Consider the following 13,777-nt stretch of genomic DNA (forward strand, 5'->3'; position numbering starts at 1 on the left):
AGCATGAGCACCAGTGCAGTAGTGGAAACCACCCGGAATGTCGCCGAAGCCGGCATTCTCGACCGCATCATCGCGGAAACCCGGCTGACCCCGGACGACGAGGCTTACGATATCGCCAAGCGCGGTGTGTCGGCCTTTATCGAAGAGCTGCTGAAGCCGCACAACCAGAACGAGCCGGTGAAGAAGGCCATGGTCGACCGCATGATCGCGGAGATCGACGCCAAGCTCAGCCGGCAGATGGACGAGATCCTCCACCACGCCGACTTCCAGGCCCTGGAATCGTCCTGGCGCGGCCTCAAGCTACTGGTCGATCGCACCAACTTCCGCGAGAACACCAAGCTGGAAATCCTCAACGCCTCCAAGCAGGACCTGCTGGACGACTTCGAGGACAGCCCGGAGATCACCCAGTCCGGCCTGTACAAGCACATCTACACCGCCGAGTACGGCCAGTTCGGTGGCCAGCCGGTCGGCGCCATCGTCGCCAACTATTTCTTCGACCCCAGCTCGCCGGACATCAAGTGCATGCAGCACGTCGCCTCGGTGGCCTGCATGGCCCACGCGCCGTTCATCGCCGCCGCCGGGCCGAAATTCTTCGGCCTGGAGAGCTTCACCGGCCTGCCCAACCTGAAGGACCTCAAGGATCACTTCGAGGGCCCGCAGTTCGCCAAGTGGCAGAGCTTCCGCGAGCGCGAAGACGCGCGCTACGTCGGCCTGACCCTGCCGCGTTTCCTGCTGCGCAACCCCTACGATCCGGAAGAGAACCCGGTGAAGAGCTTCGTCTACAAGGAGAACGTCGCCGCCAGCCACGAGCACTATCTGTGGGGCAACACTGCCTACACTTTCGCCTCCAAGCTGACCGACAGCTTCGCCAAGTTCCGCTGGTGCCCGAACATCATCGGCCCGCAGAGCGGTGGCGCGGTGGAAGACCTGCCGCTGCACCACTTCGAGAGCATGGGCGAGATCGAGACCAAGATCCCCACCGAAGTGCTGGTCTCCGACCGTCGCGAGTATGAGCTGGCCGAGGAAGGCTTTATCGCCCTGACCATGCGCAAGGGCAGCGACAACGCCGCCTTCTTCTCCGCCAACTCCACCCAGAAGCCGAAGTTCTTCGGCATCAGCGAGGAAGGCAAGACCGCCGAGCTGAACTACAAACTCGGCACCCAGCTGCCCTACCTGTTCATCGTCAACCGCCTGGCGCACTACCTGAAGGTGCTGCAGCGCGAGCAGATCGGCGCGTGGAAAGAGCGCACCGACCTGGAGCTGGAACTGAACAAGTGGATCCGCCAGTTCGTCGCCGACCAGGAAAACCCCAGCTCGGAAGTCCGTAGCCGCCGTCCGCTGCGCGCCGCCCAGGTGATCGTCAGCGACGTCGATGGTGAGCCGGGCTGGTACCGCGTCAGCCTCAACGTGCGCCCGCACTTCAAGTACATGGGTGCCGATTTCACCCTGTCCCTGGTCGGCAAGCTGGACAAGGAATAACTCGCCATGTCGTACGGCAGCCTGTTCGAGCGCCTGGGTGGCGAAGCCGGCAAACGCGCCGGTTGGAGCCATGAGGTGTCCGCCATGGCCTCGGTGGCTGCCCACCTGGCGAAGATGCTCAGCACCCGGGCGGGCAGCGTGCAAACGCTGCCCGACTACGGGTTGCCCGATCTCAACGATATGCGCCTGTCGCTTCACGATGCCTTGCAACAGGCGCGTATCGCCATCGAACGCTTCATCGAAGCGTACGAACCGCGTTTGACCCAGGTGCGCGTGGTGTCACTGCCGCGCGACCACGATCCGCTGAGCCTGGCCTTCGCCATCGAAGGCCAGTTGGAGATCGATGGCGTCAAACGCCCCGTAAGTTTTGCCGCGCAGCTGGATGGCAGCGGGCAAGTGAAGGTCAGGTAAGGGCCTGTTCAAAGGAGAGCATGGATGTCCGGTAAACCCGCCGCCCGCCTGGGCGACCCCACTGCCTGCCCGATTCCGGGCCACGGCACCAACCCCATCGCCGCCGGCTCGCCCGACGTACTGTTCGATGGCAAACCGGCCGCGCGCATGGGCGATGCCTCCGCCTGCGGCGGCGCACTGGTCGGCAATGTGATCCCCAACGTGCTAATCAACGGCAAACCCGCGACCACCATCGGCACCGTGGGCAACCACGGCAATGTGGTGGTGGCGGGATCGGCGACGGTAGTGATCGGGACCGGCGGTTGATGCACGGACTGATGATGACCAACGCCGCCCACTCGCTGACCAGGCTAAGCGCCTGCTGCGCTATTGCGCTGGCCATGAGCGCCTGCGTGCCCTACCCGCATTCGGTAACCCGCAACCCGGCCATCGAGGGTCGTGTGCTGTCCGCCGAAACGGGGCAGGCAGTGGCGGGCGCCAAGATTGAGCTGGATATCGGCAGCGACGAATCCTGGGCCTATGACACCGTCAGCGATGCCGAGGGCCATTTCGCCTTTGCCGAACACCGCGACTATCGCCTGTTCGCCCTGCTGGCCGATGGGCCGCCCTGCGGGACCACGCTGTCGGTCAGCGCTCCCGGTTATCACTCCCGTCACTGCACGTGGGTGAGCCCCTTTGGGTGCTCCTCTGGGCCGATGCAGCTACCGCGACTGATGCTGCAACCGGAACACATCGCTATCTCCGAAGAAGAGGTCGTCGAGGATTTCTGGAGCTGCCTCGAATCGGCCACGGAGACCATCAACTGATGTCCTTCAACCATCACTACCAAAGCGAACTCACCGCCCTGCGCCAGCTGGGCAAGCGCTTTGCCGAGCGTAGCCCGGCGCTGGCGCCGTTTCTCGGTCAGGCCGGGCGCGACCCGGATGTCGAGCGGCTGCTGGAGGGTTTCGCCTTTCTCACCGGGCGTCTGCGGCAGAAGCTCGACGACGAGCTGCCGGAGCTGACCCATTCGCTGATGCACCTGCTGTGGCCCAACTACATGCGCCCGCTGCCGGCCTTCAGCATGCTGCAGTTCGACCCGCTCAAGCGTCCCGGCCCGGCCCTTTCCGTGCCACGGCATACGCCGGTGGAAGCCAAGGCCATCGAGGGCGTGACCTGTCGCTTTCGCACCGCCTTCGCCTGCGAGGTGCTGCCGCTGGCGCTGAATGGCCTGGACTACTCGGTGAAGGGCGACGGCGCCCTGCTCAGCCTGCGCCTGGCGATGAGCGCCGATGGCCACCTCGGCGAAATCGAGCTGAACAGCCTGCGCCTGCACCTGGCCGGCGAGCGCTACATCAGCCAGCTGCTCTACCTCGGCCTGCTGCGCCACCTCGGCGCCATCCAGCTGGTGTTGCTGGATGGCGAGGGCAAGCCGCTCAGGGATGCCTACGACCAGCCACTGCCGGGCTTCGCCCTAGGGGCCGACAAGGTCGAGGCGGTGGGCTTCGCCGAAGACGAGGCGCTGGTGCCCTACCCGCTGAACACCTTCCGCGGCTACCGCCACCTGCAGGAATATTTCGCCTTCCAGGACAAGTTCCTGTTCCTCGAGCTCAAGGGCCTCGAGCTGCTCAAGCGTCAGCCGGCCGAGCTGCTGGAGCGTGCCCGCGGCCTGGAGCTGCGCTTCGATATCCAGAAGACCGGCCTGCAGCGCATCCGCCCGACCCTGGACAACGTGCGCCTGTATTGCACGCCGGTGGTCAACCTGTTCGCCCACGACGCCATCCCGATCCGCCTGGACGGCAAGCAGGACCAGTACCTGCTGCTGCCGGCCGAGTTCGAGACGCGCCACTGCGCGGTGTTCTCGGTGGACCGGGTGACCGGCTGGAAGCCCGGCGGCATGGGCTACGAGGAGTACGTGCCGTTCGAGTCGTTCGAGCACGACGCCAGCTTCGACGTGCCCAAGGCCCGTCCGCACTACAGCGTGCGCCAGCAGCCATCGATGCTCGGCGACGGCCTGGAGACCTGGCTGAGCTTCGGCATGCGCCAGCAGGATCAGCAGGAAACCCTGTCCATCGAGCTGACCTGCACCAACCAGAACCTGCCGCGCCAGCTTGGCCTGGGCGATATCTGCCTGCCCAGCGAAGACACCCCGGAGTTCCTCACCTTCCGCAACATCAGCGCGGTGACGCCCAGCTACGCGCCACCGCTGCACCGCGACTACCTGTGGAAGCTGATCAGCAACATGTCGCTGAACTACCTGTCGCTGGCCAACGTCGAGGCGCTCAAGGTGATCCTCGAGACCTACGACCTGCCGCGCTACTACGACCAGCACGCAGAAAAGGTCAGCAAGCGCCTGCTCGGCGGCCTGCAATCGATCAGCCACCAACACGTCGACCGCCTGCATCGCGGCCTGCCGGTGCGCGGTGTGCGTACCGAACTGAAGATGAACCCAGACGGTTACCTGGGCGAAGGGGATTTATTCCTGTTCGCCTCGGTGCTCAATGAATTCTTCGCCCTCTACGCCAGCCTCAACTCGTACCACGAGCTGCGCGTACACAGCACACAAGGAGAGGTGTACCGATGGACGCCGCGCATGGGGCAGCAGCCCCTGCTCTGAACCGGCTCAGCCGGGGCATCCGCGAGTACAGCCTGTTCCAGGGTGTGCTGCTGGTGCTGGACCGCTTGCGCACTGCCCATCCCGAACTGGATGAGGAGCAGCTGTACGAGCGCCTGGAATTCCAGGCCAACCCCAGCCTGGGCTTCCCCGGCAGCGATATCGATCGCGTGCAGTTCTTCGAGGAACACGGCGAGCTGCGCGCGCAGCTGCGCATCAACCTGGTCAGCCTGTTCGGCGCCGGTTCGCCACTGCCGGCCTTCTATGGCGAACAGGCGCTGGGCGACAACCCGGACGGCAACCCGACCCGCGAATTCCTCGACCTGTTCAACAACCGCCTGCAGCGCCTGCTCCTGCCGATCTGGCAGAAGTACCGCTACTACGCGCGCTTCCAGCGCGGCGCCAGCGATGTGTTCTCCAACCAGCTGTTCGCCCTGATCGGCCTCGGCGGCGAGCAGATCCGCGCCGCCGAGGAACTCAACTGGAAGCGCCTGCTGCCCTACCTCGGCCTGCTCAGCCTGCGCGCCCATTCGGCGGCACTGGTCGAGTCGGTGCTGCGCTACTACTTCAAGCACACCGACCTGCGCATCGAGCAGTGCGTCGAGCGCCAGGTGCAGATCATCGACGAGCAGCGCAACCGCCTCGGCCTGGCCAACAGCCAGCTGGGCGAAAGCCTGGTGCTCGGCGAGCGGGTGCGCGACCGCGGCGGCAAGTTCCGCATCCATATCCGCCAGCTCAGCTGGGCACGTTTCCACGAATTCCTGCCGATCGGCACGGGCTACCAGCCGCTCTGCGCGCTGGTGCGCTTCACCCTGCGCGACCCGCTCGACTACGACATCCGCCTGGCCCTGCGCCACGAGGAAATCCGCGAGCTGCGCATCGGCGCCGGCAACCCCTGCCACCTGGGGTGGACCAGCTGGCTGGGCCACGAACAGGCCGATGGTGTGGTCACCATCGGCAGCATGACTCACTAAGGACAGAGAGAATGATCAACGTCGACCTACAACAGTTGGTCCAGGCACTGGACGCCGACACCCGCCGCGACCTCGAAGGCGCCGCCGAGCGCTGCCTGCAGCGCGGTGGCAACAAGATCCTGGTGGAAGACCTGCTGCTCGGTCTGCTCGAACGCCCGCAAGGCCTACTGGCGCGCGCCCTGCAGGATGCCGAAGTGGACGCCGGCGCCCTGGCCAGTGCCCTGCAACCGCGCGGTGAACACAGCGCCTCGCGCAACCCGGTGTTCTCCGCCGAGCTGGTGCAGTGGCTGCAGGACGCCCTGCTGGTGGCCAACCTGGAGCTCGGTCAGAGCCAGGTGGAACAGGCCGCGCTGATCCTCGCCATGCTGCGCAACCCGCTGCGCTATGCCGGCAGCCACTACCAGCCGCTGCTGGCCAAGGTGAATGCCGAGCGCCTGCGCGAATTCGCCCTCAGCCAGCAGCCACAAACTGCCGCCGGCAAAGCCGCCGCGCCGGGTGAATCCAACCTGCAACGCTTCACCCACAACTTCACCCAGCAGGCCCGCGACGGCAAGCTCGACCCGGTGCTGTGCCGCGACGGGGCGATCCGCCAGATGATCGACATCCTCGCCCGCCGCCGGAAAAACAACCCGATCGTGGTCGGCGAGGCCGGCGTCGGCAAGACCGCCATAGTCGAAGGGCTCGCACTGCGCATCGCCAGCGGCGAAGTACCGGACGTGCTCAAGGGCGTCGAGCTGCTATGCCTGGACATGGGCCTGCTGCAGGCCGGCGCCAGCGTCAAAGGCGAGTTTGAGCGGCGTCTGCAGGGGGTGATCGACGAAGTGAAGGGCGCGGCCAAGCCGATCATCCTGTTTATCGACGAGGCCCACACCCTGATTGGCGCCGGCGGCCAGGCCGGTGGCTCGGACGCCGCCAACCTGCTCAAGCCGGCCCTGGCCCGTGGCGAGCTGCGCACCATCGCCGCCACCACCTGGAGCGAATACAAGAAGTACTTCGAGAAAGACCCGGCCCTGGCCCGGCGTTTCCAGCCGGTGCAGCTGCACGAGCCGACTGTCCAGGAAGCCGTGACCATCCTGCGTGGCCTGGCGCCGGTGTACGAGCAGAGCCACGGCATCTACCTGCGCGACGACGCGGTGGTGGCCGCCGCCGAACTGTCCGCGCGCTACCTGGCCGGGCGCCAGCTGCCGGACAAGGCGGTCGACGTGCTGGACACCGCCTGCGCCCGTGTACGCATCAGCCTGGCCGCCGCCCCGGAAGCACTGGAACGCCTGCGCGGCGAGATCGCCGAAGGCCAGCGCCAGCGCGAAGCCCTGCGCCGCGACCTGGACGCCGGCCTGCAGGTCGACGGCGAAGTCCTCGCTCAACTGGAAAGCCGCCTGCTCGATGCGGGAGCCGAACTGCAGCAACTGAGCAGCCGCTGGGACAGCCAGCGCCAACTGGCCGAACGCCTGCTGCAACTGCGCCAGCAGTGCGCCGCTGCCCGCCTCGATCAACCTGCCGAAGAGAACGACGTCAACGCCGAACCGCTACCGGATCTGGCGGCACTGGAAGCCGAGCTGCGCAAGGTTCAGGCCGAACTGGCTAGCGCACAAAGCGCCGAACGCCTGGTCAGCCATGAAGTCTGCCCGCGCCTGGTGGCCGAGGTGATCAGCCACTGGACCGGCGTGCCGCTGAGCCAGCTGGCCCGCGAACACAGTGCCAAGGTGGCGAGTTTCGCCAACGATCTGCGCGCCCGCGTGCGCGGCCAGGAGCAGGCGGTGGTGGCCCTCGACCGCGCCATGCGTGCCAGCGCCGCCGGCCTGAACAAGGACGATGCGCCAGTCGGCGTGTTCCTCCTGGTCGGCCCCAGCGGCGTCGGCAAGACCGAGACCGCCCTGGCCCTGGCCGACCTGCTGTACGGCGGCGAGCGCTTCCTCACCACCATCAACATGTCCGAGTTCCAGGAGAAGCACACGGTGTCGCGGCTGATAGGCGCGCCGCCCGGCTACGTCGGCTACGGCGAGGGCGGCATGCTCACCGAGGCGGTACGGCAGAAGCCCTACTCGGTGATTCTCCTCGACGAGGTGGAGAAGGCCGACCCGGACGTGATGAACGTCTTCTACCAGATCTTCGACAAGGGCGTGGCCAACGACGGCGAGGGGCGCGAGATCAACTTCCGCAACTGCCTGATCCTGATGACCAGCAACCTGGCCAGCGAGCAGATCGCCCAGCTCTGCAGCGACCAGCAGCGCCCCGCCGCCGAAGTACTGGAGCAGGCCATTCGCCCGGCCCTGAGCCGTCACTTCAAGCCGGCGCTGCTGGCGCGCATGCGCGTGGTGCCCTACTACCCGGTGGCCGGCAGCGTGCTCGAGGAACTGGTCGCGCTCAAGCTGTCCCGCCTCGGCGAGCGCCTGGCCCGCCGCCAGCTGAGCTTCAGCCACCACCCGGCGTTGCTCGAACACCTGGCCCGGCGCTGCCAGCACAACGACAGCGGCGCACGGCTGATCGACCAGTTGCTCGAGCAACAGCTGTTGCCGCAGATCGCCGACCGCCTGCTGGATGCCATGGCCGCTGGCGAAAGCCTGCAACAGGTGCACGCCACCCTCGACGGTGAAGGAGCGCTGGTCTGTGAATTCGCCTGAACGCCTGCCGCCACAGCTGCCTGAGCCACCCCAGCTGCTGCAGCGCATCGCCCAGCCGCTGCCCTATGCCGAGGCCCTGCTGGAGCAGTTCGGCCAGCTGTCGCGCCTGGCCAAGGCCGACGACCTGCCGGCCGGCCTGGTACAGGCCGCCGCGCAGCTCGCGGGTTGCGAACTGAGCCAGCTGTACCTGCTCGACAGCACCCACACCCGCCTGACCCTGGCCGGCGAATGGCTGGAGGGCCAGGCCCGCGCCGAGCCCAGAGCCAGCCTGCCCAGCGACTACGACGGCGAGCAACTGCTGCAGTACTGCCTGTGCCAGAACCGCCACCTGAGCCTGGCCAACCTCGATCACAACCTGCACGAAACCAGCTTCCTGCCGGCCCGCGAGCAAGCCTGGCGCAGCCTGCTGTGCCTGCCGCTGCAGGACGAGCAGGGCCGCGTCGGCGGCCTGTTGCTGCTGGCCAGCCACAGTGCCCGCGAGCTGGAAGGTTTCGCCGGCTCGCTGGCCAGCCTCGGCACCTTCGCCCTGACCCAGCACCAGCTGCTGCAACGCCTGCGCGCGCCGGTCACGCCGATCAGCACGGCACCGACCAGCCTGCCGAGCAGCGGCTACGGCCTGATCGGCAGCAGCGCGGCGATGCGCGCGGTCTACCAGCTGCTCGGCAAGGTGCTGCACAACCCGGTCAGCGTGCTGCTCACCGGCGAAACCGGCACCGGCAAGGAACTGGTCGCCCGCGCCATCCACGACTGCGGTTTCCGCCGTAGCCAGGCGTTCATCGTGCAGAACTGCGCATCACTGCCGGAGAACCTGCTGGAGAGCGAGCTGTTCGGCTACCGCAAGGGCGCCTTCACCGGCGCCGAGCGCGACCGCAAGGGCCTGTTCGACGCGGCCGACGGCGGTACCCTGTTCCTCGACGAGATCGGCGACATGCCGCTGGCCCTGCAGGCCAAGCTGCTGCGCGTGCTGCAGGAAGGCGAAGTGCGCCCGCTGGGCAGCACCGACACGCACAAGGTCGACGTACGCATCGTCGCCGCCACTCACCGCGATCTGCGCGCGCTGGTCGAGGACGGGCGCTTTCGCGAAGACCTGTTCTATCGCCTGTCGCACTTCCCCATCGCCCTGCCGCCGCTGCGCGAGCGCGACGAAGACATCCTCCAGCTGGCCCGCCACTTCGCCGACAAGGCCAGTGCCTTTCTCCAGCGCGACCCCTGCCGCTGGGCCGAGACCACCCTCACCCACCTGGCCGGCTACGCCTTCCCCGGCAATGTGCGCGAGCTGAAAGGCCTGGTGGAGCGCGCCGTGCTGCTCTGCGAAGGCGGCGAACTGCTGCCCGAGCATTTCAGCCTGCGCCAGGACGCCAGCCAGGCCGGCGACGGCTGCATGAACCTGCGTGAACGCCTGGAGCGGGTCGAACGCAACCTGCTGCTCGACTGCCTGCGCAAGAACCGCGGCAACCAGAGCCAGGCCGCCCGCGAACTGGGCCTGCCGCGACGCACCCTGCTGTACCGCATGGACCGGCTGAAGATCAGCCCGGCCGATGTCTGAGCCGCTGCCCATGTCTACCCAATCCCTCATCACCGCCTGTGGAGAACCCGAGATGTCCCACCGCCTGCTGACCACCACCCTGCTCGCCGCCCTGCTCTGCCTGAGCGGCTGTGCCGGCAACTACAAATCCAGCGACGACGACTACCGCCCACTGGGCGACCCGCACGCCGAGCAGCGCGACAACTGATAAGCCGAGGAGCACACCACCATGGAACTGGTATTCGACGTCGTCAGCGCCCAGCAATTTGCCCCGGGCATGCTGACCAGCAAGAGCTTCAAGAAGGCCGGTGGGGTAATTGGCCGCAGCGAGGAGTGCGACTGGTCGATCCCCGACAGCAAACGCATCATCTCCAGCCGGCATGCCCAGGTCAGCTACAGCGACGGTCACTTCTACCTGACCGACACCAGCAGCAACGGCATCCAGCTCAAGGACAGCGGCGCCAGCCTGCGCCGTGGCGAGCCACTGCGTATCGGCCACGGTGACGTGTTCTGCCTGGGCGAGGTGGAAATCCGCGCCCGCGTGCTGCAGGACCCGGCGCAGTTCGAGGAGCAGATCGGCCAGCGCCAGGCGGCCGGCAGCATCATCCCGGATGACGCCTTCCTCGACCTCGACCCGATCGCCGCCCTCGAACAGCGCCCACGCGGCTACAGCAGCCTGGATGAATTCGCCGGCCTGGTGCAGGAGCCGGAGGAACAGTTCGAGCGCAGCCAGTACGCCCGCATCGACATGGAAAGCCTGCTGCTGCCGGAGCTGGTGGAAGCGGCGGTGGAAACACCGGTAGAGGCCGAGCCGATTGCCGTGCGTGTCAGCGAGCCGAGCGCGCAGCCGCGCCCGACGGTTGCCAGCGAGCCACAGAGTGCGGCGTTCTGGCAGCGTTTCGGCGAGGCCCTCGGCGTGCCGCTCGACGACCTCGACGCGGCCGGCCGCGAAGCCCTGGCGCTGAATGCTGCCCGCCTGCTCAAGCAGAGCATCGGCGGCCTGCAGCAGAGCCTGCGCACCCGGGGTGAGCTGAAGAACGAACTGCGCCTGGCCCTGACCACCGTGCAGAGCGCCGGCAACAACCCGCTCAAGCACAGCGCCGATGCCGGCGAGGCGTTGCAGGCCCTGTTGCGCAGCAACAAGCCCAGCCAGCTGACCGCCGAACAGTCCGTCGGCCGCGCCTTCCGCGACCTGCAGGCACACCAGGTGGCGTTGTTCGCCGCCAGCCGCGCGGCGGTCAAAGGCCTGTTCGACCAGTTCGCCCCGGAGCAGCTCACCCTGCGCTTCGAGCAGGAACGCAAGCCGCTGCTGGCCACCGCCGGCAGCCGCTGGCGCGCCTACCAGCGCCAGTACCGCCTGCTCGAGCAGGACGACGACTGGAGCCAACGCCTGTTCGCCCGCGACTTCGCCAAGACCTACGAAGAGCAGGTGCGCCTGATCGCCACGCTCAACACCGACTTCCAAGAATGAAAGCAAGGATGAATGCCATGCGCCGTCTTATCAGCCTCAGCCTGTTGTCTCTGTTCGTCACCCTGGGCGGCTGCGCCAGCCTGTCGCCCTTCTCGGACAAGACCAAGCTCGACCTGACCCTGGCCGCCAGCGACGACCTCAACCCGGACCTGGCCGGCCGCCCCTCGCCGATCGTAGTGCGCCTGCTGGAGCTGAAGAACCCCTCGTCGTTCAACAACGCCGACTTCTTCTCCCTGTACCAGCGGCCGAAGGAATCGCTGATGCCCGACCTGGTCAGCTTCGAGGAGCTGGAAGTGCGTCCCGGCGAGACCCGCGAACTGAAACTCGCGGTGCAGCCGGGCAGCCGCTACGTCGGCGTGGTCGCCGCCTACCGCGACCTGCCGGAAGCCAGCTGGCGCTTCGTCGTGGCGCTGCAGGAAGGTGAGATCAACCAGGCCGGCGTGCGCCTGGACAAGCGCGGTCTGCAGGCGCTGAGCGACACACAGGAAGAGGACTGAGCACATGGAAATGCTCAAGGTAGTCTGGCAAGAAGGGATGCTCCTGCGCCCGCAGCACTTCCAGCAAAGCGACCGTTACTACGAACACCAGCTCAAGGCCCGTACCCGCCTGCTGGAGGTCTATCCCTGGGGCTTCTTCAGCCTGGAGATCGACCGTCAGTTCCTCGGCATGGGCAAGCTGGTGCTGAGCCAGGCCGGCGGCGTGCTGCCCGACGGCAGCCTGTTCGAGATCGACGCCGCGCGCGAGCCGCTGGCCATCGACGTGCCGCCGAACACCTCGGCCACCCCGGTGTACCTGGCCCTGCCGCTGGTCACCGGCAACCACATCGAGAGCCGCCGCGCCGAGCAACAGGACGTGCTCGCGCGCTACCGCGCCCAGGAGCTGGAAGTCACCGACTCCAACGCCGGCGACAGCGCCGCCAGCCAGGTCAGCTGCGGCCGCCCGGACTTCCGCCTGCTGCTCGGCGAGCAACAGACCGACCAGGCCTTCGTCAAACTCAAGGTCGCGGAAATCCTCGACACCAGCCCGGACGGGGTGGTCGTGCTCGACCCGGACTTCAGCCCGACCTTCCTCCATGTGCAGGCGTCGAACACCCTGCTGGCCTACCTCAAGGAAGTGATCAGCATGCTCGGCCATCGCGGCGACATCCTCGCCGAGCGGGTACGCGCGGCCGGCAAGCTGGGCAATACCGAGGTCGGCGACTTCCTCATGCTGCAGCTGGTCAACCGCTACGAGCCGCAGCTGCGTCACTACCTGTCGCTGGAGCAGCTGCACCCAGAACGCATCTACCGCGAGCTGGTCGGCCTGCTCGGCGAGCTGGCCACCTTCGCCAGCGACCACAAGCGCCCGCGCCTGGACAGCCGCTACCTGCACAACGACCAGGGCGGCAGCTTCCGCAAGCTGATGGACGCGCTGCGCCAGGTGCTGTCGATGGTGCTCGAGCAGCACGCCATCGAGCTGCCGCTGCAGCAGCGCCAGTACGGCATTCAGGTCTCGCCGCTGCAGGACCACAAGCTGCTGACCAGCGCCGAGTTCATCCTCGCCGCCAGCGCCCAGTGCGACTCCGAGGAGCTGCGCAAGCGCCTGCCGGCGCACCTGAAGATCGGCGCGGTGGAGCGCATCCGCCAACTGGTCAACCTGCACCTGCCGGGGATCAAGGTGAAGCCGCTGCCGGTGGCGCCGCGGCAGATCCCCTTCCACTCGGACAAGACCTACTTCGCCCTGGAGCTCGGCTCGGAAGAGCTGGCGCAGCTGGAAAGCTCGGGCGGGTTTGCCTTCCACGTGTCCGGGGACTTCTCCGGGCTTGAGCTGAAATTCTGGGCGATCAGGAGCTGAACATGATCAAGGAAGCACAGGACAAGACCGTCGTCCTCAACCGCCAGACTGCCGGCGCGGCGCGCAGCCCGCTGACCGACTTCGCCGCGCCGCCCATGGAGCAGCTCGAGGAGCGCATGGTGTATGCCGCGCGCATGCGCCCGGCGGAAGTCTTCAACATCAGCTTCAACCCGCTGGTGGCCGCCAGCGCGCTGCTGCTCTCGGAAGTCGTACGCCTGAAGAACAGCGCCAGCGCGGAGAACTTCCAGGCGCTCAACGAACGCCTCAGCGTGGCGATCAAGCTGTTCGAGCACCGCGCCTTGCAGGAAGGCGCCGAGGGCGGCCAGGTGATGGCCGCGCGCTACGTGCTGTGCACAGTGGTCGACGAGGCGGTGGTGACCACGCCCTGGGGCAACGAGAGCGCCTGGTCGCAGATGAGCCTGCTGTCGAGCTTTCACAACGAGACCTTCGGCGGCGAGAAGTTCTTCCAGCTGCTCGAACACCTGTCGCGCAACCCGGTCAAGCACCTGGCCATGCTCGAGCTGATGTACATCTGCCTGTCTCTCGGCTTCGAGGGCAAGTACCGCGTGCTGCCACGCGGCATGCTCGAACTGGAGGCGATCCGCGACAGCCTGTACCGGCAGATCCGCCAGCTGCGCGGGGACATTCCGCGCGAGCTGTCGCCGCACTGGCAGGGCCTCAAGGACGGCCGCCGCCGGCTAGTACGCATCGTCCCGGGCTGGCTGGTGGCGGTGGCTACGGTCGCCGGCCTGGCCTTGCTCTACGCCGCCTTCAGCTGGGTGCTGCACGAGCAGCGCAGCACGGTGCTGCAGCCCTACCAGGCGGTCGAGGTCGTTCCGGCCGCCGCACAATCCACTCAGGGATAAGTTG

The 13,777-nt window shown here is 67.1% G+C and carries 12 protein-coding genes and 1 pseudogene; all 13 read left to right on the forward strand.

The features are described from left to right. Positions 1-3 precede the first annotated feature (3 nt). The 13 genes and pseudogenes from tssC (at position 4) to icmH (ending at position 13,773) form a co-directional block, all read left to right on the forward strand. Complete coding sequence (gene tssC / locus H3H45_RS04755) at positions 4-1,479, forward strand: type VI secretion system contractile sheath large subunit (RefSeq protein ID WP_182832570.1); 1,476 nt, start codon at positions 4-6, stop codon at positions 1,477-1,479. A 6-nt stretch (positions 1,480-1,485) separates the two neighbouring features. Continuing rightward, positions 1,486-1,890 (forward strand): type VI secretion system baseplate subunit TssE, encoded by a 405-nt coding sequence (gene tssE, locus H3H45_RS04760; RefSeq protein WP_160492129.1) that lies wholly within the window; start codon positions 1,486-1,488, stop codon positions 1,888-1,890. Positions 1,891-1,914: 24 nt separating this feature from the next. Next, positions 1,915-2,190: pseudogene (locus H3H45_RS04765) on the forward strand (PAAR domain-containing protein); the annotation flags it as partial. Between the two features lie 5 nt (positions 2,191-2,195). Continuing rightward, positions 2,196-2,696, forward strand: coding sequence for a carboxypeptidase-like regulatory domain-containing protein (locus tag H3H45_RS04770; RefSeq protein WP_182832572.1), 501 nt, complete (start codon positions 2,196-2,198; stop codon positions 2,694-2,696). After that, a complete protein-coding gene (gene tssF, locus H3H45_RS04775; protein ID WP_182832573.1) occupies positions 2,696-4,486 on the forward strand; it encodes a type VI secretion system baseplate subunit TssF in 1,791 nt (596 codons plus the stop codon). The genes H3H45_RS04770 and tssF overlap by 1 nt, the downstream gene beginning before the upstream one ends. Further along, the gene (tssG, locus tag H3H45_RS04780) at positions 4,450-5,457 is read left to right on the forward strand and encodes a type VI secretion system baseplate subunit TssG (RefSeq protein WP_182832574.1); all 1,008 of its coding nucleotides are present in this window, start codon (positions 4,450-4,452) and stop codon (positions 5,455-5,457) included. Before tssF ends, tssG begins: the two co-directional genes overlap by 37 nt. Positions 5,458-5,468: 11 nt before the next feature. Then, on the forward strand, positions 5,469-8,078 hold the full coding sequence (tssH, locus tag H3H45_RS04785; RefSeq protein WP_182832575.1) for a type VI secretion system ATPase TssH: 2,610 nt from the start codon (positions 5,469-5,471) through the stop codon (positions 8,076-8,078). Between the two features lie 34 nt (positions 8,079-8,112). Beyond that, positions 8,113-9,624 (forward strand): sigma-54 interaction domain-containing protein, encoded by a 1,512-nt coding sequence (locus H3H45_RS04790; RefSeq protein WP_182833131.1) that lies wholly within the window; start codon positions 8,113-8,115, stop codon positions 9,622-9,624. Between the two features lie 52 nt (positions 9,625-9,676). After that, positions 9,677-9,811, forward strand: coding sequence for a type VI secretion protein (locus H3H45_RS04795; protein WP_160492121.1), 135 nt, complete (start codon positions 9,677-9,679; stop codon positions 9,809-9,811). 21 nt (positions 9,812-9,832) lie between these two features. Beyond that, a complete protein-coding gene (tagH, locus tag H3H45_RS04800) occupies positions 9,833-11,074 on the forward strand; it encodes a type VI secretion system-associated FHA domain protein TagH (RefSeq protein WP_182832576.1) in 1,242 nt (413 codons plus the stop codon). Positions 11,075-11,091: 17 nt separating this feature from the next. Further along, complete coding sequence (gene tssJ / locus H3H45_RS04805) at positions 11,092-11,571, forward strand: type VI secretion system lipoprotein TssJ (protein ID WP_182832577.1); 480 nt, start codon at positions 11,092-11,094, stop codon at positions 11,569-11,571. A 4-nt stretch (positions 11,572-11,575) separates the two neighbouring features. Beyond that, complete coding sequence (gene tssK / locus H3H45_RS04810; RefSeq protein ID WP_160492118.1) at positions 11,576-12,907, forward strand: type VI secretion system baseplate subunit TssK; 1,332 nt, start codon at positions 11,576-11,578, stop codon at positions 12,905-12,907. Between the two features lie 2 nt (positions 12,908-12,909). Beyond that, positions 12,910-13,773, forward strand: a complete 864-nt coding sequence (icmH, locus tag H3H45_RS04815) for a type IVB secretion system protein IcmH/DotU (RefSeq protein WP_160487997.1) — start codon at positions 12,910-12,912, stop codon at positions 13,771-13,773. Positions 13,774-13,777: the final 4 nt, after the last annotated feature.

Origin of the sequence: Aquipseudomonas guryensis (assembly GCF_014164785.1) — a bacterium.
GTDB lineage: Bacteria > Pseudomonadota > Gammaproteobacteria > Pseudomonadales > Pseudomonadaceae > Aquipseudomonas > Aquipseudomonas guryensis.